At 67.6% G+C, this 18,746-nt stretch carries 9 protein-coding genes; 3 read left to right on the top strand and 6 right to left on the bottom strand.

What is annotated here, in order from left to right; genetic code table 11:
* Window positions 1–39: 39 nt before the first annotated feature.
* Window positions 40–2,919 carry a ribonucleoside-diphosphate reductase subunit alpha gene (locus LV476_RS03415; protein ID WP_250073453.1) on the bottom strand — a complete coding sequence of 960 codons (2,880 nt, stop codon included), beginning with the start codon at window positions 2,917–2,919 and terminating at the stop codon, window positions 40–42.
* 650 nt (window positions 2,920–3,569) lie between these two features.
* Here LV476_RS03415 and LV476_RS03410 point away from each other — a divergent pair.
* From LV476_RS03410 to LV476_RS03400, 3 genes are read left to right on the top strand one after another with little or no spacing between them, the layout of a single operon-like run.
* Complete coding sequence (locus LV476_RS03410) at window positions 3,570–4,577, top strand: NAD-dependent epimerase (RefSeq protein WP_250073451.1); 1,008 nt, start codon at window positions 3,570–3,572, stop codon at window positions 4,575–4,577.
* Between the two features lie 28 nt (window positions 4,578–4,605).
* Window positions 4,606–6,462: a putative nucleotidyltransferase substrate binding domain-containing protein gene (locus LV476_RS03405; protein ID WP_250073449.1), complete on the top strand. Its 1,857-nt coding sequence runs from the start codon at window positions 4,606–4,608 to the stop codon at window positions 6,460–6,462.
* A gap of 1 nt (window position 6,463) precedes the next feature.
* Window positions 6,464–7,183: a 3'-5' exonuclease gene (locus LV476_RS03400; RefSeq protein WP_250073447.1), complete on the top strand. Its 720-nt coding sequence runs from the start codon at window positions 6,464–6,466 to the stop codon at window positions 7,181–7,183.
* Between the two features lie 10 nt (window positions 7,184–7,193).
* Here LV476_RS03400 and LV476_RS03395 read toward each other — a convergent pair whose 3' ends face one another.
* From LV476_RS03395 to purL, 5 genes are all read right to left on the bottom strand, one after another.
* On the bottom strand, window positions 7,194–10,319 hold the full coding sequence (locus LV476_RS03395; protein ID WP_250073445.1) for an efflux RND transporter permease subunit: 3,126 nt from the start codon (window positions 10,317–10,319) through the stop codon (window positions 7,194–7,196).
* Window positions 10,316–11,605: an efflux RND transporter periplasmic adaptor subunit gene (locus tag LV476_RS03390; RefSeq protein WP_250073443.1), complete on the bottom strand. Its 1,290-nt coding sequence runs from the start codon at window positions 11,603–11,605 to the stop codon at window positions 10,316–10,318. Before LV476_RS03390 ends, LV476_RS03395 begins: the two co-directional genes overlap by 4 nt.
* 146 nt (window positions 11,606–11,751) lie before the next feature.
* Window positions 11,752–13,773, bottom strand: coding sequence for a UvrD-helicase domain-containing protein (locus LV476_RS03385; RefSeq protein WP_250073441.1), 2,022 nt, complete (start codon window positions 13,771–13,773; stop codon window positions 11,752–11,754).
* The gene (locus LV476_RS03380) at window positions 13,761–14,669 is read right to left on the bottom strand and encodes a DMT family transporter (protein WP_250073439.1); all 909 of its coding nucleotides are present in this window, start codon (window positions 14,667–14,669) and stop codon (window positions 13,761–13,763) included. The genes LV476_RS03385 and LV476_RS03380 overlap by 13 nt, the downstream gene beginning before the upstream one ends.
* A 13-nt stretch (window positions 14,670–14,682) precedes the next feature.
* Complete coding sequence (gene purL / locus LV476_RS03375; RefSeq protein WP_250073437.1) at window positions 14,683–18,609, bottom strand: phosphoribosylformylglycinamidine synthase; 3,927 nt, start codon at window positions 18,607–18,609, stop codon at window positions 14,683–14,685.
* Window positions 18,610–18,746: the final 137 nt, after the last annotated feature.

The following is an 18,746-nucleotide window of genomic DNA, read 5'->3' as shown; positions in this document are numbered from 1 at the left end:
CGCTATTCACGTGATTCGGTTGCCGTTGGCGGGCCGCCCTTACTGGCAGGCCTCGCACTCGGGATCGTCGATGGAGCAGGCCTTCGGGCCGGCCGCGGCGCCCGGATCGGCGGAGACGCCGCGCAGCTTGCCGTCGAGCTTGTTCATCGTGGTCTTCTCGATCCGCGTCTTGGAGGCGGCGCGCAGGTAGTAGGTGGTCTTGAGACCGCGGACCCACGCGAGCTTGTACATGTTGTCGATCTTCGGGCCCGAGGGCTCGGCCATGTACAGGTTCAGCGACTGGGCCTGGTCGATCCACTTCTGGCGGCGCGAACCGGCCTCGATCAGCCAGCGCGGGTCGACCTCGAAGGCGGTGGCGTAGAGCTTCTTGAGCTCGTCCGGCACGCGGTCGATCGCCTGCACGGAACCGTCGAAGTACTTGAGATCGTTGACCATCACCTCGTCCCACAGGCCGCGGTCCTTGAGATCGCGCACCAGGTACGGGTTGACCACGGTGAACTCGCCCGAGAGGTTCGATTTGACGAACAGGTTCTCGAAGGTCGGCTCGATCGACTGCGAGACGCCGCAGATGTTCGAGATGGTCGCCGTCGGCGCGATCGCCATGGTGTTGGAGTTGCGCATGCCCTGTTTCTTGATCTTCTTGCGCAGGGCATTCCAGTCCAGGGTCTGGTCGCGGTTCATGTCGAGGTACTCGCCGCGGGACTCGGCCAAGAGCTCGATCGAGTCGATCGGCAGGATGCCGCGGCTCCACAGCGAACCCTCGTAGCTCGCGTAGCGACCACGCTCGGCGGCCAGATCACTGGAGGCGGAGATCGCGTGGTAGCTGACCGTCTCCATGGAGCGATCGGCGAACTCGACCGCCTCGTCGGAGCCGTAGGCGAGCTTCTGCTTGTAGAGGGCATCCTGGAAACCCATGATGCCGAGGCCCACCGGGCGGTGGCGCAGGTTGGAATTGCGTGCCTGCGGGACCGAGTAGTAGTTGTACTCGATCACGTTGTCGAGCATGCGCATCGCGGTCTTGATGGTGCGCTCGACCTTCGCCTCGTCGATGCCGTCCTCGGTGACGTGCTGGGCCAGGTTGACCGAGCCGAGGTTGCACACGGCGATCTCGCCGTCGTTGGTGTGCAGGGTGATCTCGGTGCAGAGGTTCGAGCTGTGCACCACGCCGGCGTGCTGGTTGGTGTAGCGCAGGTTGCACGGGTCCTTGAAGGTGACCCACGGGTGACCGGTCTCGAACAGCATCGAGAGCATGCGGCGCCACAGGTTCACGGCGGAAACCTTGCGGAAGTTCTTGATCTCGCCGCGATCGACCTTCTCTTCGTACTGGAGGTAGGCCTTCTCGAACGCCTGACCGGACAGGTCGTGCAGGTCCGGCACGTCGTAGGGCGAGAACAGGGTCCATTCGCCTTCCTCGGCGACGCGCTTCATGAACAGGTCCGGCACCCAGTTGGCGGTGTTCATGTCGTGGGTACGCCGGCGGTCGTCACCGGTGTTCTTGCGCAGGTCGAGGAATTCCTCGATGTCGAGGTGCCAGGTCTCCAGGTAGGCGCAGACCGCGCCCTTGCGCTTGCCGCCCTGGTTGACCGCCACGGCGGTGTCGTTGGCCACCTTGAGGAACGGCACGACGCCCTGGGATTTACCGTTGGTGCCCTTGATGTGGCTGCCCAGCGCCCGGACGCGGGTCCAGTCGTTGCCCAGTCCGCCGGCAAACTTGGACAGCAGGGCGTTGTCGCGGATCGAGCCGTAGATGCCGTCGAGGTGGTCCGGCACGGTGGTCAGGTAGCAGGAAGACAGCTGCGGACGCAGGGTGCCGGAGTTGAACAGCGTCGGCGTCGAGGACATGAAGTCGAAGGACGACAGCAGGCGGTAGAACTCGATCGCGCGCTCTTCGCGGTCGATCTCGTTGATCGCCAGGCCCATGGCGACGCGCATGAAGAACGCCTGCGGCAGCTCGAAGCGCACGTCGTCGTGGTGCAGGAAGTAGCGGTCGTAGAGCGTCTGCAGGCCGAGGTAGGTGAACTGCAGGTCACGCTCGTGGTCGAGCGCCGCGCCCAGCTTGTCCAGATCGTACTGCTGCAGGGTCGGGTCGAGCAGTTCGTGCTCGGCACCCACCTTGATGTACTCCTTGAAGTAGTCCGGGTAGATGGATGCCATCTCGGACTGGGTGCAGGTGGTCACCGGGTTGTGCACGAAACGCAGCGCTTCGGTACGCATGGAGTCGAGCAGCAGGCGGGCGGCAACCTGCGAGTAGGCCGGGTCGATCTCGATCAGGGTGCGCGCGCTCATCACCAGCGCGGTGCTGACCTCGTGCTCGGCGACGCCGTCGTAGAGGTTGCGGATGGTCTCGTCGACGATGCGCTGGGCATCGACGCTCTCGAGGTTCGCGCAGGCCTCCTCGACCAGGCGTGACAGGCGGGCAGTGTCCAGCGGCTCGGTGGTGCCGTCGTAACGCGTGACGTTGATGGCGGCCCGCTCGGTGGCCTCCTCGGTCGTCTCTTCCTCCATCTCCGCGGCTCGCTTCTGCGCCTGCTGCTCGCGGTAGAGGACGTAGGCACGGGCGACCTTGTGGTGGCCTTCGCGCATCAGGGCGAGCTCGACCTGGTCCTGGATGTCCTCGATGTGGACGGTGCCGCCGCCCGGCAGGCGACGCTTGAGTGCCTGGTCGATCAGCGAGACCAGCGACTCGACCGATTCGTGGACGCGCGAGGAGGCCGCCGCGCCGCCGCCCTCGACGGCGAGGAAGGCCTTGGTCATGGCGACCTTGATCTTGGACGGATCGTAGGCGGTCAGCTTGCCGTTACGTCGGATGACACGGACCTGGCCCGGGGTGGCGGCGGCATTCTCGATGCCGCTGGGCGCATTGCCCGAGCTCTCGTGGTAGGCCTGCGTGGGGGTTTCGACTGTCTGACTGGTACTCATGGTGCTGATCCGTCCTGTGTATTCGTGTTGCTGGCCCTTGCGGGGCACGCCTTCCCTTTGACTTGGTTTTCCCTGGCGCCCCGATTGCCGGGACGCGTGGGCCGTTATGACCGGCCCTTGTTCGTTCGTCCCGCAGGCGCCGGAGCGACGCTTCCACGGGGCGCGACAGGCTGTGGGTGACTTCCCGCCGATTGCCTGCCGAGAGCTCCGATTGTGGTCCCTGACGGATCAAAGTCAACTGGGAAAATCGCAAATACTGTGTTCGGATAGAGTCAACACCACTATATGCTGTGGATGAGTTGGTGAAAGGGCTGGGGGAAGGATCTGGGCAAGCCGTGAACAGGCTGTGGATAAACTCGGGGGCAAAACCGGCAAGTCCGCGTCCGCACTCGGATGTCCGCCTCTCCGCGGCCGGCTCATCAAAAAAACTCACGACCCGTGAAAAAAAATTTTGTCTGCCCAGCCTTGGGGGTGAGCAAAAAGTGGCCCCGAATCGGGGTGGATCCAATCCTCGTGACCGAGAGGGGCGAATCGGGTCGGGGGCGCGGTTGGAGGGGGTGGTCGCGGCAGGCATAATCGACCACAGACGCGTGCCCGCGACCCCGCGGGCCACCCGCCAGGCTTATACAAAACACTTCACGGGAGAACCCATGCGGATACTGGTTACCGGCGCGGCCGGTTTCATCGGCTCGGCGCTGTCGGCGCGATTGCTCGAGCGCGGCGACACGGTCGTCGGCCTGGACAACCTCAACGACTACTACGAGGTCAGCCTCAAGGAAGCGCGACTGGCGCGCCTGACCGGACAGGAGGGCTTTTCCTTCGAGAAACTGGACGTGGCCGACCGCGAGGGCATGGCCGAGTTGTTCGAGCGGGTGAAGCCCGATCGCGTGGTGCATCTGGCCGCCCAGGCCGGGGTGCGTTACTCGCTGGAAAATCCGCACGCCTACATCGACAGCAACCTGGTGGGCTTCACCAACATCCTCGAGGGCTGCCGTCACAACGACGTCGGCCACCTGGTGTACGCCTCGTCGAGCTCGGTGTATGGGGCGAACAGCGAGATGCCGTTCTCGGTGCACCACAACGTCGACCACCCGCTCTCGCTGTACGCGGCCACCAAGAAGGCCAACGAGCTGATGGCGCACACCTACGCCTCGCTTTACGACCTGCCGACCACGGGCCTGCGCTTCTTCACGGTCTACGGCCCCTGGGGCCGGCCGGACATGGCGCTGTTCAAGTTCACCAGGAACATCCTCGCCGGCGAGCCGATCGACGTTTATAACTACGGCCATCACCGGCGCGACTTCACCTATATCGACGATATCGTCGAGGGCGTGATCCGCACGCTCGACCACGTCGCCGAAGCCAATGACGACTGGGACGCCGCCGCGCCGGATTCCGGCACCTCGTTCGCCCCCTGGCGGGTGTACAACATCGGCAGCCACCGGCCGGTCGAGCTGTTGCGCTACATCGAGCTGATCGAACAGGCCGTCGGCAAGAAGGCCGAGCTCAACCTGCTGCCGATGCAGCCGGGCGACGTGCCGGATACCTACGCCGACGTCGAGGACCTGAAAACGGACGTCGGCTACGCGCCGAGCACGCCGGTCGAGGAGGGCGTCGCCCGCTTCGTCGCCTGGTACCGGGACTACTACGAGCGCTGAGCCGTCGCGGACGGCAGGGAGCCGAGACATGGCTGCGGAACTCTGGGAAATACGGGATTTCATCGCCGGGCTGCCGGCCTTCGCCGAGCTGCCGGCGTCGTCGCTGGACGTCCTGCCGCGGCGCCTGGTCGTGCGCTATCTGCGCCGTGGTCGGCCGTTCCCGCCGGATGATGCCGGGCCGGGTCTTTGGATCGTGCGCAGCGGGGCGGTGACCGTGCGCGACTCGCAGGGCGCGCTGCAGGAGAAGCTCGGCGAGGGCGATCTCTATCACGCCACCGAGGACGCGGCCGGCGACATGCAGCTCGCCGTGATCGAGGACAGCCTGTTCTACCACCTGCCCGAGTCGGTGTTCGAGGCGCTGATGCAGGACTATCCGGCCTTTGCCTGGCGCTTCGAGCGCTCGCGCCGCGAACGGCTCGAACGGGCACTGACCGAGCTGGCGCAGGGCGGTCGTGTCGAGGCGCTGATGGCAACCACGGTCGGTTCGTTGTTGCGGCGTGAGCCGGTCAGCACGAGTCCGGAGACTGCCATCCGCGAGGGCGCGGCGCTGATGAGCGAGGAGCAGGTTTCGGCACTGCTGCTGGTCGAGGGCGGTCGGCTGGTCGGGCTGGTCACCGACCGCGATCTGCGCCGGCGCTGCGTGGCCGCCGGGCGTTCGGTCGACGAGCCGCTGCGCGCGATCATGACCGACCGCCTCGTGACCATCGGCCCCGAGGCCCCCGCCTTCGAGGCCTCCCTGCGTTTCTCGCGTCACAACATCCATCACCTGCCGGTACTTGCCGAGGGAGGCGAGCTGGTCGGCATCCTCTCGACCTCGGACCTGCTGCGCCACCAGGGGACGCACGCGATCCACCTGGTACGTGATGCGCTCGCGGCCGAGGACGTCGAGGCGGTCGCCCGCGTTGGTGCGCGTCTGCCGGATCTCGAACTGCAGCTGGTGAGCATGGGCGCCGACGCCGAGCCGCTGGGCGAGGCGATGGTGACCGTCACCGACGCCATGACCCGCCGGCTCACCGAGCTGGCCGAGGCCGAGCTCGGCCCGGCGCCCGTGCCCTGGGCCTGGGCGGCGCTCGGCAGCCAGGGACGCCGCGAACAGACGGCACTGACCGACCAGGACAGCGCGTTGATCCTTGACGATGCCTTCGAGCCGGCGCGCCACGGCGAGTGGTTCGAGCGGATGGCGCGCTTCGTCAGCGACGGGCTGGCCGAGGCGGGCATTACCCCGTGCCCCGGCGAGACCATGGCGACCACCGACGACTGGCGGCTGTCCGTGACCGGCTGGCAGGCGAAATTCCGTGACTGGATCGAGCAGCCCGAGCCGCACTCGGTGATGCTGACGACCAACTTCATCGACATGCGCGTCGTCGCCGGTGATGAGGCGCTGCTCGAAGCGATCTGGGACGAGGTGCGCCCGCAGGCCCGCCGCAACACGGTCTTCCAGCGGGCGCTGGCGCACAACGCGCTGGCCGTGCGCATGCCACTGGGCTTCTTCCGCCGGCTGGTGGTGGTCGACGACGAACAGCACGACGAGCGGCTCGATCTCAAGCACTACGGGCTGTTGCCGATCGCCGATATTGCCCGGCTGCATGCGGTGGCCCTGGGGTTGGCCGAGTTGCACACGGTCCGTCGGCTGGAGGCGGCGGCGCGCGCCGGAGGACTGTCATCGGAAGCCGCCGGTGAGCTCGTGGATGCCTGGCGTTTCTTCTATGTGCTGCGCGCCCGGCACCAGGCCGGTCAGGTGCGTCGCGGCGAGCCGCTCGACAACCGGCTCGATCCGGCCTCCCTGTCGGGACTGGAGCGCGATCACCTGCGTGATGCCTTCCGCGTGGTCGACGATCACCAGCGCTGGCTGAAGACGCACTTCGACGTCACCGGAACCCGCTGAGATGGCGCTGGTTCGCCTGTCCTGGTTCCCGCATGCGACCTGGCTCAAGTGGCGCCGGCGGCGTCAGCGGGCGCTCGCCGGGGACGGTTCGCCGCTCGCCGCGCTGCTCGACTGCCCGTTGCCCGACCTGGATACCGACTGGACCGAGAGCGAGTACGTGGTGCTCGACTTCGAGACCACCGGTCTCGATCCGCGTAACGACCGGTTGCTGAGTGCCGGCTTCGTGGTGATGCGCGGGCCAACCATCGATCTGTCGACCGCCGAACACGGCCTGATCCGCCCCGACATGGCGATCCCCGAGGCCAGCGCGGTCATCCACCGCATTACCGACGACCGGGCCGCCACCGGCCGGCCGGAACGCGAGGTGTTGGCCGAGGTGCTCGAGGCAATGAGCGGCCGGGTGCTGGTGGCGCACAACGCCCGTTTCGAGATCGCCTTTCTCAGTGCGGCCTGCCGACGACACTTCGGCGCGGTGCCGGTGGTGCCGGTAATCGACACACTGCAACTTGCGCGTCGTGGCTTCGAGCGTCGTCACCTGCATCATGGGCCGGGCGAACTGCGACTGGACTCGCTGCGCAACCGATACCACCTGCCGCGCTACCACGCCCATCACGCGCTGGTCGATGCGCTGGGTACCGCCGAGTTGTTCAGTGCGCTGTGCCAGGACCGGGTCGCCCCGGAGGGCCACCTCGGCGTGCGCGAGCTATTGGTGCTGCTCTGAGACGAGCCCGTCAAGCAGCGGCGACCGAACCCGGGGCAACTCGCTGGTGGACGCTCTCGCGCAGCGAGAGCAGGGCGGGGACCACGAACAGCACCAGCAGGGTGGAGTAACCAAGCCCGAAGGCGATCGAGGTGGCCATCGGGATCAGGAATTGCGCCTGCAAGGACGTCTCGAACAGCAGCGGCGTCAGCCCGCCGATGGTGGTCAGCGAGGTGAGCATCACGGCACGCAGCCGCTGCACGGCCGCCTGTTCGAGCGCCGCGTCGGGCGCGAGGCCGGCGGCCAGCTGGTCGCGATAGAAGGCGACCAGGATGATGGCGTTGTTGACCACGATCCCCGACAGGCCGAACAGGCCGAACAGAGAAAGGATGGTCAGTTCGATGTCCATCAGCCAGTGGCCGGCAATCGCGCCGACCAGGCCGAACGGGATCACGGTCATGACGATGAACGGCATGGTCCAGGCCGAGAACACCCACACCAGCACCACGTACATCAGCGCCAGGCCGAGGTAGAGGCCGAACTTCATATCGGCCATGGTCTCGCGCTGGTCGGCCTGGCGGCCCTCGAAGCTGTAGTCGAGACCGAAGCGGCTGGCCAGGGCCGGCAGGGTGTCCGACTGGAGTGCCGAGCGCAGGGTTTCGGCGCTGGTCAGGTCGCGGTTGATCTCCGCGGAAACCTCCACGGCCCGTTTGCCCTCGGCGTGCCGGATCGCCTCGAAGCCGCGCTGCGAGCCGAAGTCCACCACCTGACGTATCGGCACGAACGCGCCGTCATCGGTGCGGAGGCTGATGTCGTCGAGCGAGGCGATATGCCGGCGTTCCTCTCGCGGCAGCATGACGCGCACCTCCACCTCGTCGGGGCCCGACTGGAAGATCTGGCTTAGCGCGCCGTCGTAGGCCGCGCGCAACTGACGGCCGACTTCTTCCGTGGTCAGGCCCAACGCACGCCCCTGGGCATTGACCGAGAAGGTGATCTGTTGCCGGCCGTAGGGCAGGTCGTCGCTGACGTCGACGACGCCGGGCAGGCTCTTGAGCGTCTCGGCCAGCGAGACGGCCGCGTCCTTAAGATTCTCGGTGGTGCTGCCCTTGAGCCGCACGGTGAGATCGGCCCCCGGCGGTCCGCCCTGGCGGGAACTGATCGAGAAGTTCTCCATGCCCGGCGGCACGGCGGTGTTCTCCTTCCAGACCCGGATGAATTCGGCGTTGCGCGTCTGCCGGTCGTCCGGGGGCACCAGCTCGATCAGCATCGAGCCGAGCTGGTCGCCCTTGATGGCGTTCTGGGCGCCGATGGTGCTGCCCTGTCGGGTGATGGCCGTCTGGATCAACGGCTCGCCCAGCTCCTCCTCGGTGCGGGCGAGGCTCTCCTCCAGTTCGTGCATGAAGGCCTCCATCCGCTCGCGGTCGGTGCCGGCGACGAAGGTGGCATTGGCATAGACGATCTGCGACTCGGGCGTGGGGAAGAAGGTAAAGCCGACCCGCCCACCGGCCAGCAGACCGACCGCGAGGATCACCGAGGCCACCGCAGCGGCCAGCGTCACCCCGCGGTGGCCGATCGCGAAACGCACCGCGTGACGGAAATGCCGGTCGCGGAAATGGTCGAAACCACGGTCGAATCCCTCGCGGAAACGGGCCAGTCGGCCGCGTTTCTCCCCGGCGGCATCCTGGCCGCTGAAGGCGCCACGCAGGTGGCCCGGCAGGACCAGGAATGCCTCGACCAGCGACGCGGCGATCACGCAGATCATCACCACCGGGATGTCGCGCAGGATCTGCCCAATCGTGCCGCCGACCACCAGCAGTGGCATGAAGGCGGCGATGGTGGTCAGCGACGAGGCCATGACCGGCCAGAACATGCGTCGGGCGGCGCCCTCGGAGGCACTCAGTGCCGGTTCGCCGGCCCGGAAGTGGGCATCGGCATCCTCGCCGACCACGATCGCGTCGTCGACGATCACGCCGAGCGCCATGATCAGCGCGAACAGCGAGATCATGTTGATCGAGCCGCCGATCAGCCACAGGATCGCCATGGCGGCGAGGAAGGCCGCCGGGATGCCCGCGGCGACCCAGAAAGCCACCCGCCCGGGCAGGAACAGGTAGAGCAGCACGAGCACCAGGATCAGGCCGCCGGCACCATTGGTGACCAGCAGGTTGATCCGGTCGCGGATCAGCTGCCAGGACTGGTCGTAGGCCTTGAGCTGGAGTTGTGGCGGCAGGGTCGGCCGGGTGTCGTCGATCCATTGCTGCAGCGCCTCGGCCGACTCGAGGCTGTCGCCGTGCTGGGCGCGTTGCAGGACCAGTTCGGCAGCCGGCTTCCCCTCGTGACGCATGAGGAGCGAATCACGGCGGGGCTCCAGGAGGATCTGGGCGATCTGTTCCAGGTCGAGCCGGGCCTGTGGCGAGCTGATGACCGACAGGTCAGCGAACTCGATCGGCCGGCGACGCTGCTCGACGGCACGCAGTTCGCGCCCGCCGTCCGCGCTGCCGAACTCCCCGGCGGGCACGTCGCGCGACAGGGCGTTGACCGACTCGGAAAGCTGCGGCAGCGAACGGCCCAGCTGGACCAGCGTGGCGGAGGGCACCTCGATGGCGATCCGCTGTTCGGGCACGCCGTTGACCTCGATCCGGTCGATGCCCCGGTCGATCAGCTCGCGCTCGAAGCGGTCGACCCAGTGGCGTAGCGCCTCGCGGTCGACTTCGCCGTACACCAGCAGTCGCCCGACCGGGTCGAACTTGGGCACGCGGCTGATCTGGGGCGTTTCGGCGTCGGCCGGGAAATTGCGGAAGGTATCGACCTGTTCGCGCACGTCGTTGAGCGCCAGCACCGCGTCGGTGCCCTGGATGAACTCGATGGTGATGGTCGAGATCCCCTGGGCGGAGGTCGAGGTCATCGTGTCCACGTTGGGCACCGAGCGCAGCCGTTCCTCGAGGGGCTCGGTGATGCCGCGTTCGATGTCTTCCGCCGAGGCGCCGGTCCAGACCACCGACACGGTCACCACGTCGACGGCGAAGTTTGGGAAGAACTGGATGTTCATCCGTGACAGGCCGAACAGCCCGCCGAGCACCATCAGCAGCATCACCAGGTGCGGGGCAACCCGGTGGCGCGCGAAACGTTCCAGCAGGCTCGGCGACGCCCCGTCCGTCATTCGACGGCCGCCTTGCCGGCCCCGTCCTGCCAGCGCACCTTGAGTCCGTCGACCGCGTTCGGCAACTGGGTGGTCGCGATCCGGTCACCGGCGGAAAGCGCCTCGGCGCGTACCAGCAGTTTGCCGTCGGCTTCGGGCGTGCCTGCGCCGGCCGCGCCGAGGCGCTCCACGCGGACCCGCTTCAGTCGTCCGTCGCGGATGCGGTAGAGATGATCGTTGCCGTAGAGGGCGCTGCGGGGGATGGCGATCGCATTGTCGACGGCGGGCAGTTCGAGCTCGATGGTGAGTACCTGGCCGACGCGCAGTGTGGTGTCCGGCTGGTCGAATTCGAACAGGCCCGTGACGCCCTCGCCACTGGCCTCGCCGGCCAGCCGATCGAGGTGCAGGGTACGGTTTCCTTCGCGACTGTGGGCGCTCGGGGGGCTTCCCGAGGCCAGTGACCCGGCCAGGGTGTCAACCCGGGCGGCAGGGATCAGTGCGCGGAGTTCGAAGCCGTCGCGGGGGAAGAAGTCGAGCAGGGCGGCATTGCTATTCACCAGTGCGCCGACGGTGACCTCGACCGGGCCAACGAGCCCGTCGGCGGGGGCTTCGACGCGGGCGCGGTCGACATCGCGCTCGGCGGCGGCGACATCGGCGGCTGCCGCGTTACGGCGGGCCTCCAGTCCAGCCAGACGGGCATCGAAGGTCGCCAGGCGCTCGCGGCGGGTGTTGAGCGACAGGCGGGCCTGACTGAGCGTGTCGCGCGCGGCATCGACGTCTGCCTGCGAGCCGAGGTTGCGCTTGCGCAGGTCCTGGTTGCGCTTGAGTGCGGTCTGGGCGTTCGCGACGATCTCGCGCTCCAGGGCGAGGGCATTCTGGTCGGTCTCGTGGCTGGCGCGCTCCTGGCGGATCTGGGCATCGAGATCGGCCAGGTTGGCCCGCGCCCGGTCGAGCACCGGCTGGAAGTCGCGCGGGTCGAGGGCGACCAGCAGCGTGCCCTTGTCGACATTGGTGCCGTCCTCGACCGGTACGGATTCAACCCGTGCCGAGAGCGGTGCGCGCACGGTTAATCGGTCCGGGTTGGTCACCTCGCCGTAAAGCGTGAGCACCGGGTGCCGGCGGACGGGTTCGACCACCTGGGTCTCGATCAGCCAGGCCCGCTCCTCGGGAGCGGCGCGCGGCGGTTCGGGCCGGCTGGCCTTGAGCGCCATGAACACGGCAATCGCCAGTCCGAGGATGACCAGTGGCAGGACCAGGCGAAGCAGCCAGGAACGTGCTGAACGGGGTGTCGGGGAGTGATTGGCCATCGGTATCGGTCGGTCCTTCTCGGTGACGAAAGCCGGCTGCACACGCCTGCCGAATGGGCGCGAAGCGCCTGCGAGCATAGCAAACTGTGGCTCGGCCTGGCGTTGGGGGCTGATTCAGAATAAATCCGGTTTATTCGTGGCCCCGCTCACGACTTTCCTAGCATGGCACGGATCGCACTCATTGCCTCGGCCGCGGTCGCGCGGTTTTCCTCCTCGCTCTTCTGCACCCCGACGCCTTCCCAGCGCAACAGCTCGGCCTCGATCTCCTCTAGGAACCGGCTGGGCTGGACGTCGCGCCACTGCCCGTAGCGACGCCGGCGCTTGGTTAGCGTGAAGGTCAGACTGCGCTGGGCGCGGGTGATGCCGACGAAGCACAATCGGCGTTCCTCGGCCAGCCGGTCCTCCTCCTGGCAGTCCTGGTGAGGCAGGAGATCCTCCTCCATGCCCGAGAGATACACGTGCGGGAATTCCAGTCCCTTGGCCGCGTGCAGGGTCAGCAGGCGCACGGCGTCGTCGTCCTGGTCGCGGGTCTTCTGCTCGAGAATGCCCAGCAGACTCATCTTCTGCACCAGCTCGGTCAGCGACAGGGTCTCGCCGCTGCCGTTGTCCGTGCCGATGCGATCGGTCCATTCGAGCCAGTCCTGCAGGTTGGTCCAGCGCCGTTCGGCGGCCTTGGCGGTGTTTTCCTGCTCGCGCAGGTAGCCGAAGTAGTCGATTTCATCGAGCAGCGCGCGCATGGCGTCGGCCGCCGGTTCCTCGTCCATGCGCCGGCGAGTGGCGTCAAGCCAGTCGAGGAACTGCAGCAGCTGGTGATGGACGCGGTTGTCGAGGCGCTGCTCCGCGGTGATCGAGCGGGCCGCCTCGGCCAGGTGCGTGTGGCGTTCGCGGGCGATCTGGCCGAGCCGTTCGAGCGTGGTCGGGCCGATGCCGCGCCGCGGGGTGTTGATGATGCGCAAGAGCGCGGCATCGTCCGACGGATTCGCCATCAGCCGCAGGTAGGCCATGGCGTCCTTGACCTCGGCACGCTCGAAGAACGATTGCCCGCCGGTGAGCAGGTAGGGGATCGAGAGCTTGCGCAGCTGCTGCTCGAGCAGGCGGGCCTGGTGGTTGCCACGGAACAGGATGGCGAAGTGCCGGTAGGGCGTCGCATCCTTGAAATGTCGGTGGATGATGTCCGTGGCGATGCGCTCGGCCTCGTCGTCGGCCGTGTCGCACACCAGCACGCGATGTTCCTCGCCCGGACCAACCGCGCTCCAGAGGTTCTTCGGTTGGGTGGTCGAGTCGTTGGCGATCAGCTGGTTGGCCGCCGTGAGCACCGTGTTGACCGAGCGGTAGTTCTGCTCGAGCTTGATGGTCTCCAGCCGCGGGAAGTCGCGTGCGAGATGCGAGAGGTTCTCGGGACGGGCACCACGCCAGGCGTAGATCGACTGGTGGTCATCGCCCACCGCGGTCAGTCGGCCGAGTGGCCCGACCAGCAGACGCACCAGTTCGTACTGGCTGGCGTTGGTGTCCTGGTATTCGTCGACCAGCAGGTAGCGCACGCGACGCTGCCAGCGTTCGCGTGCCTCGGGGTCGTCGCGCAGCAGCTCGACGGGCCGCTTGATCAGGTCATCGAAGTCGAGCGCGTTGCAGGCGGTCAGTTGCCGGGCATAGTCGCTGTAGAGCGAGGCGGCAGCGGCCTGCACCTCGTCTTCGCTCGCCGCCATTGCCTGTTCCGGGGTGAGCAGGTCGTTCTTCCACTGCGAGATGGTCCACTGGGCTTCCTTGGGCTCGAGCAGGCCGGCGGCGGCCTCGTTCTGCTGCAGCAGCGACTTGATCAGGTTGAGGCTATCCTCGGCGTCCAGGACCGTGAAGCCCGGCCGCAGGCCGAGGGTGCGGGTCTCGCGGCGGATGAGCTTGAGGCCGAGGGTATGGAAGGTCGAGATGTTCAGTCCGCGCCGCCGCTCCGCGGGTAGGCGCTGGCCGATGCGCTCGCCCATCTCGCGGGCCGCCTTGTTGGTGAAGGTGACCGCCCAGATGCCGCGGGCGGGCAGCCCCTTGTCGTCGATCAAGTGAACGATCTTCTCGACGATCACGCGCGTCTTGCCCGAACCGGCGCCGGCCAGCACCAGCAGCGGGGTATCGACGTGCCGAACGGCGGCCTGTTGTTGTGGATTCAGCCCTTGCATGGCGCAACCGGCGGACGATGGTGACGGGCCGTGGTGGCCTCGAGCAGGGCGGCGATCAGGATCAGCGTGCCGCCGGTCCAGACATTGGCACCGTGAATCCGGTCGCCGAGCCACGTGGCGGAGGCGACCGCGACCAGCAGCTCCAGCGTCATCAGGATGGCGGACCGCGAGGCGGGCAGGCGCTCGACCGCGTACTGAGTGGCGAGGATGGCGGCCAGCAGCATGGTTGCCCCGTAGAGCGCGCTACTGCCCACTGCCTCCAGGGTCGGCATCGTGCCGAACTCGGCGGAGAGCCCCCAGGCGAGCAGGCCGAGCAGCACGGTCGAGCCCTGCATGAGCGAGAGCTTGATGGAGATGGGCTGGTCGGCGAGAAAGCGGAACAGGGTGTTGGCTCCGGCCAGGCTGAACCCCGCGATCAGCGCGAACAGATCGGCCGGGCGCAGGCCGTCACCGAAGTCCGGGCCAAGGATCAGGAAGGCCCCGGCCAGCGCACTGACCACCGCGAGCAGTCGTGTCGGCGTGAGCGGTTCCTTGAGGAACACTCGGCCGAACAGCACACCCCAGGCCGGGATGAGGAAGAACAGCATCATCGACCGCACCACGTCGCCGTAGACCATCGCCATGGTGAAGCCCACGCCGGCGACACCGGAAGCAAAGGCGAGCAGCGCGAGCCAGGGGCCGTCCAGGCGTGAGATCGGTCTGCGGGACGGGTCCTTCCATGCCCGCCAGGCGAACGGCGCGATCACCAGCCACTGCGTGGCGAAGGCCACGACGGTGAGGAGGATCGGGCCGATGCCGAGGGCGTGGGCATGCTTCAGCCAGATCCAGGTCAGGCCCCACAGGGTCGAGCCTGCCATCAGGATGAGACTGGGCGGGACGCGCTCGCCCAAGGTCATCCCCGGTTGCACCTCAGCCGTCGACCCAGACCCGGGCGTTCTCGAACAGCCGCAGCCAGGGGCCGCGGTCGGTGGTCGAGTCGCGCTGTTCGTCCGACCAGCGTTCCGGTTTCCACGAGAACTGGCTGGCGCGCCAGACCCGTTCCGGGTGCGGCATCATGATGGTGAAGCGTCCGTCCTCGGTGGTGAAGCCGGTCTCGCCAGCGGCGGAGCCGTTGGGGTTCGCCGGGTAGGTTTCCGTCGCGACGCCATGGCCGTCGACGTAGCGCATTGCCGTGAAGGCGGCGTTGGCGTCTTCCGGACGACGGTAGGCCACGCGGCCCTCGCCGTGCGCGACGGTGATCGGCAGTCGGCTGCCGGCCATGCCGGCCAGCAGGACCGACGGCGACTGCGGGATTTCCACCAGCGACAGCCGCGCCTCGAACTGCTCCGAGCGGTTGCGCAGGAAGCGCGGCCAGTGGCTCGCGCCCGGGATCAGGTCGGCGAGCTGCGAGAACATCTGGCAGCCGTTGCACACGCCCAGACCGAAGGTGTCGTCGCGCTCGAAGAACGCCTGCATGGCGTCGCTCGCGCGGGCGTTGTAGCGGATCGCGTGCGCCCAGCCGGAGCCGGCGCCCAGCACGTCGCCGAAGGAGAAGCCGCCGCAGGCGACCAGTCCCTTCATGTCGGTCAGATCGTGCTGCCCGCCGATCAGATCGGCCATGTGCACGTCGACCGCCTCGAAACCGGCCGCCGTGAACGCCGCGGCCATCTCGACCTCGCCGTTGACGCCCTGCTCGCGCAGGATGGCGATGCGCGGGCGCTTGCCCGTGGCGATCATCGGCGCGGCGACCGATTCGCTGACCTCGAAGCTCGCGTGGCTCCCGGCGAGCTGCGGGTCATCGAAGTCGGTGGCGGCGTGGTAGGCCTGCTCGGCGGTTTCCGGGTTGTCGCGCAGTGCGCTCATGTGGAACGAGGTCGCCGACCAGATGCGCTTGAGCTCGGCCAGCGGACGGTCGATCAGGGTCTTGCCACGCCAGTCGACGTGAACCTGGCGATCGGTGGTCGCCCGACCGAGTTCGACGAGTGCATCGCCGATGCCGGCGGCCGCGAACTGCTCACGAACGACGTCGAGATCGCCGGTGCGCACCTGGATGACGGCGCCCACTTCCTCGGCGAACAGGCCGGCGAGCGCATCGCCGCCGAGACCCTCGATCTCAAGGTCGAGCCCGCAGCGGCCGGCAAACGCCATCTCGAGCAGGGCGGTAATCGCGCCCCCGTCACTGCGATCGTGGTAGGCGGTCAGGTAGCCGAGACGATTGAGCTCCTGGACCACGTCGAAGAAGGCCTTCAGGGGGGCGGCCGCGATATCGGGTGTGGTGGCGCCGGTGGCGTTGTAGACCTGTGCGAGCGCCGAGCCGCCGAGCCGGTTCTGTCCCAGACCGAGGTCGACCAGAAGCAGGCGGTTGTCGGTATCGGAGACCAGTTCCGGGGTGAGCGTGCGGCGGACGTCACTGACCGGGGCGAAGCCGGTCACCACCAGCGAGACCGGCGAGGTGACACTCTTCTCGGTGTCGTCGTCCTGCCAGCGGGTCTTCATCGACAGCGAGTCCTTGCCGACCGGGATGCTGATCCCCAGGGCCGGGCAGAATTCCATGCCGACGGTGCGCACGGTGTCGAACAGGCGCGCATCCTCGCCGTCGTGACCGCAGGCGGCCATCCAGTTGGCGGACAGCTTGATCCGGTCGGTGCCGTCGATGGCCGTGCCGGCCAGGTTGGTCACGACCTCGGCCACGGCAAGGCGAGCCGAGGCAGGAGCGTCGAGCAGAGCAACCGGGGCGCGTTCGCCCATTGCCATGGCTTCGCCGTGGTGGTGGTAGAAGTCCGTGGCCGTCACCGCGCTGTCCGCGACCGGTACCTGGGCCGGGCCGACCATCTGGTCGCGAGCGACCAGCCCGCCAACGGAGCGGTCACCGATGGTGATCAGGAAGCTCTTGTCGCCCACACCGGGGAGGGCGAGGACGCGGTCGAGGGCGGCGTTGATCTCGACGCCGTCGGCCTCGAACTCGATGGCTGGGTGTGCGCGGCGCGCGACGTCGCGATGCATCTTCGGCGGGTGGCCGAACAGAGTCTGCATCGGCAGGTCGACCGGGTTGTTGCCGAAGTGCGGGTCCTCGACCCGCAGGTGCTGCTCGGCGGTGGCGGTGCCGACCACGGCGAAGGGCGCGCGTTCGCGGTCACACAGGGCGGCGAAGCGCTCCAGATCGCCCGGCTGGATGGCCAGCACGTAGCGCTCCTGCGACTCGTTGCACCAGATCGCCAGCGGCGACATCCCCGGCTCGTCGTTGGGGATCTTGCGCAGGTCGAAAGTACCGCCCATACCGGCGTCGTTGATCAGTTCCGGCAGCGCGTTGGAGAGCCCCCCGGCACCCACGTCGTGTGCCGAGACGATCGGGTTGGTGTCGCCGAGCGAGATGCAGCGGTCGATGACCTCCTGCACGCGCCGCTCCATCTCGGGGTTGGCGCGCTGGACCGAGGCGAAGTCGAGTTCGGCGCTACCGCTGCCCGAGTCCTGGGAGGAGGCCGCGCCGCCGCCCAGACCGATCTGCATTGCCGGACCGCCGAGCACGATCAGCAGATGGCCGGGGGCGATCGGCTCCTTCTCGATCAAGTTCGGACGAATCACGCCGACACCGCCGGCGATCATGATCGGCTTGTGATAGCCCCAGGCGCGCCGGTTGCCGTCGGCATCCGTCTCGCCGGTGTTCATCTCCAGGGTGCGGAAGTAACCGCCGAGTGCCGGGCGGCCGAATTCGTTGTTGAAAGATGCCGCGCCGATCGGGCCCTCGAGCATGATCTCGAGCGGGCTGACGATCCGGTCCGGGCGGCCGAGGTCGGCGGTGGCGTGTTCCCACGGTTGCGGGAGTTCCGGGATGCGCAGATTGGAAACCGAAAAGCCCGTCAGGCCGGCCTTGGGCTTGCCGCCGCGACCGGTCGCGCCCTCGTCGCGGATCTCGCCACCGGCGCCGGTGGCCGCACCAGGGTCAGGCGAAATCGCGGTGGGGTGGTTGTGCGTCTCGACCTTGGCAAGGAAGTCGATGCGTTCGTCGACGGTTTCGTATCGGCCCGTGGCGGGGTTGACCGCGAAGCGAGTGCCGTCCTGTCCTTCGAGTACCGCGGCGTTGTCCTTGTAGGCGCTCAGGGTGCCTTCCGGGTGCCGGCGGTGGGTGTTGCGGATCATGGCGAACAGCGACAGATCGTGATCCTCGCCATCGATGGTCCAGTCCGCGTTGAAGATCTTGTGGCGGCAGTGCTCGGAGTTGGCCTGGGCGAACATCATCAGCTCGACGTCGCTCGGATCGCGGCCGAGGTGCTGATACTGCTCGGCCAGGTAGGCGATCTCGTCCTCGCTCAGGGCCAGGCCCATTTCGCCGTTGGCGTGAGCGATCGCGGCGTGGGCGTCATCGCCCAGCGCGATGCGACCGAGCGGCGCCGGTTCGGCGTGGACGAACAGCGACTCGAGCGAGGCGGCATCCCGGTAGACCGATTCGGTCATACGGTCGTGCAGGACCTCGAGGAGCTCGCGGCTCCACTCGAACCCGTCTGCGTCGATCCCGGTGCCGGACACCGCGAATTCGATGCCGCGTTCGATGCGACTGACGCCTTCAAGTCCGCAGATGCGGGCGATGTCGGTGGCCTTGCTCGACCACGGGGAGATTGTGCCGGCCCGCGGCGCGACGATCACTTGCGGCCAGTCGTCCGACCAGGCGTCCACGCTTTCACCGTAGTCGAGAAGCTCCTCGAGTCGATCCTGGTCGACGGATTTCTCGTCGTTCAGATCGAGCAGGTGGACGAACCGTGCATGGACCGCCTCGATCCCGGGGTGCAGGTCGCGCAGGCGCTCGGCGAGCTTGGCGAGTCGGAAGGGGGATCGGGCAGCGTTGCCGGTAATGATGCGCATAGGTCGGTCGGGCGTTTCGCGTGGATTCGGGTCGGGTCAGGGCACGTGTCGTCGATGCCCCGTCCGTCGGTCGGGACGGCAGGAATTGTACATCAGCGCGCGAGCGGCGCCGGTACGAATTGAACCGCATCCATGCG

It is taken from the genome of Guyparkeria hydrothermalis (assembly GCF_023555385.1).
Lineage (GTDB): Bacteria > Pseudomonadota > Gammaproteobacteria > Halothiobacillales > Halothiobacillaceae > Guyparkeria > Guyparkeria hydrothermalis_A.
The sequence above is the reverse complement of the archived record's forward strand: the minus strand, read 5'-3'. Positions and strand labels throughout refer to the sequence as shown.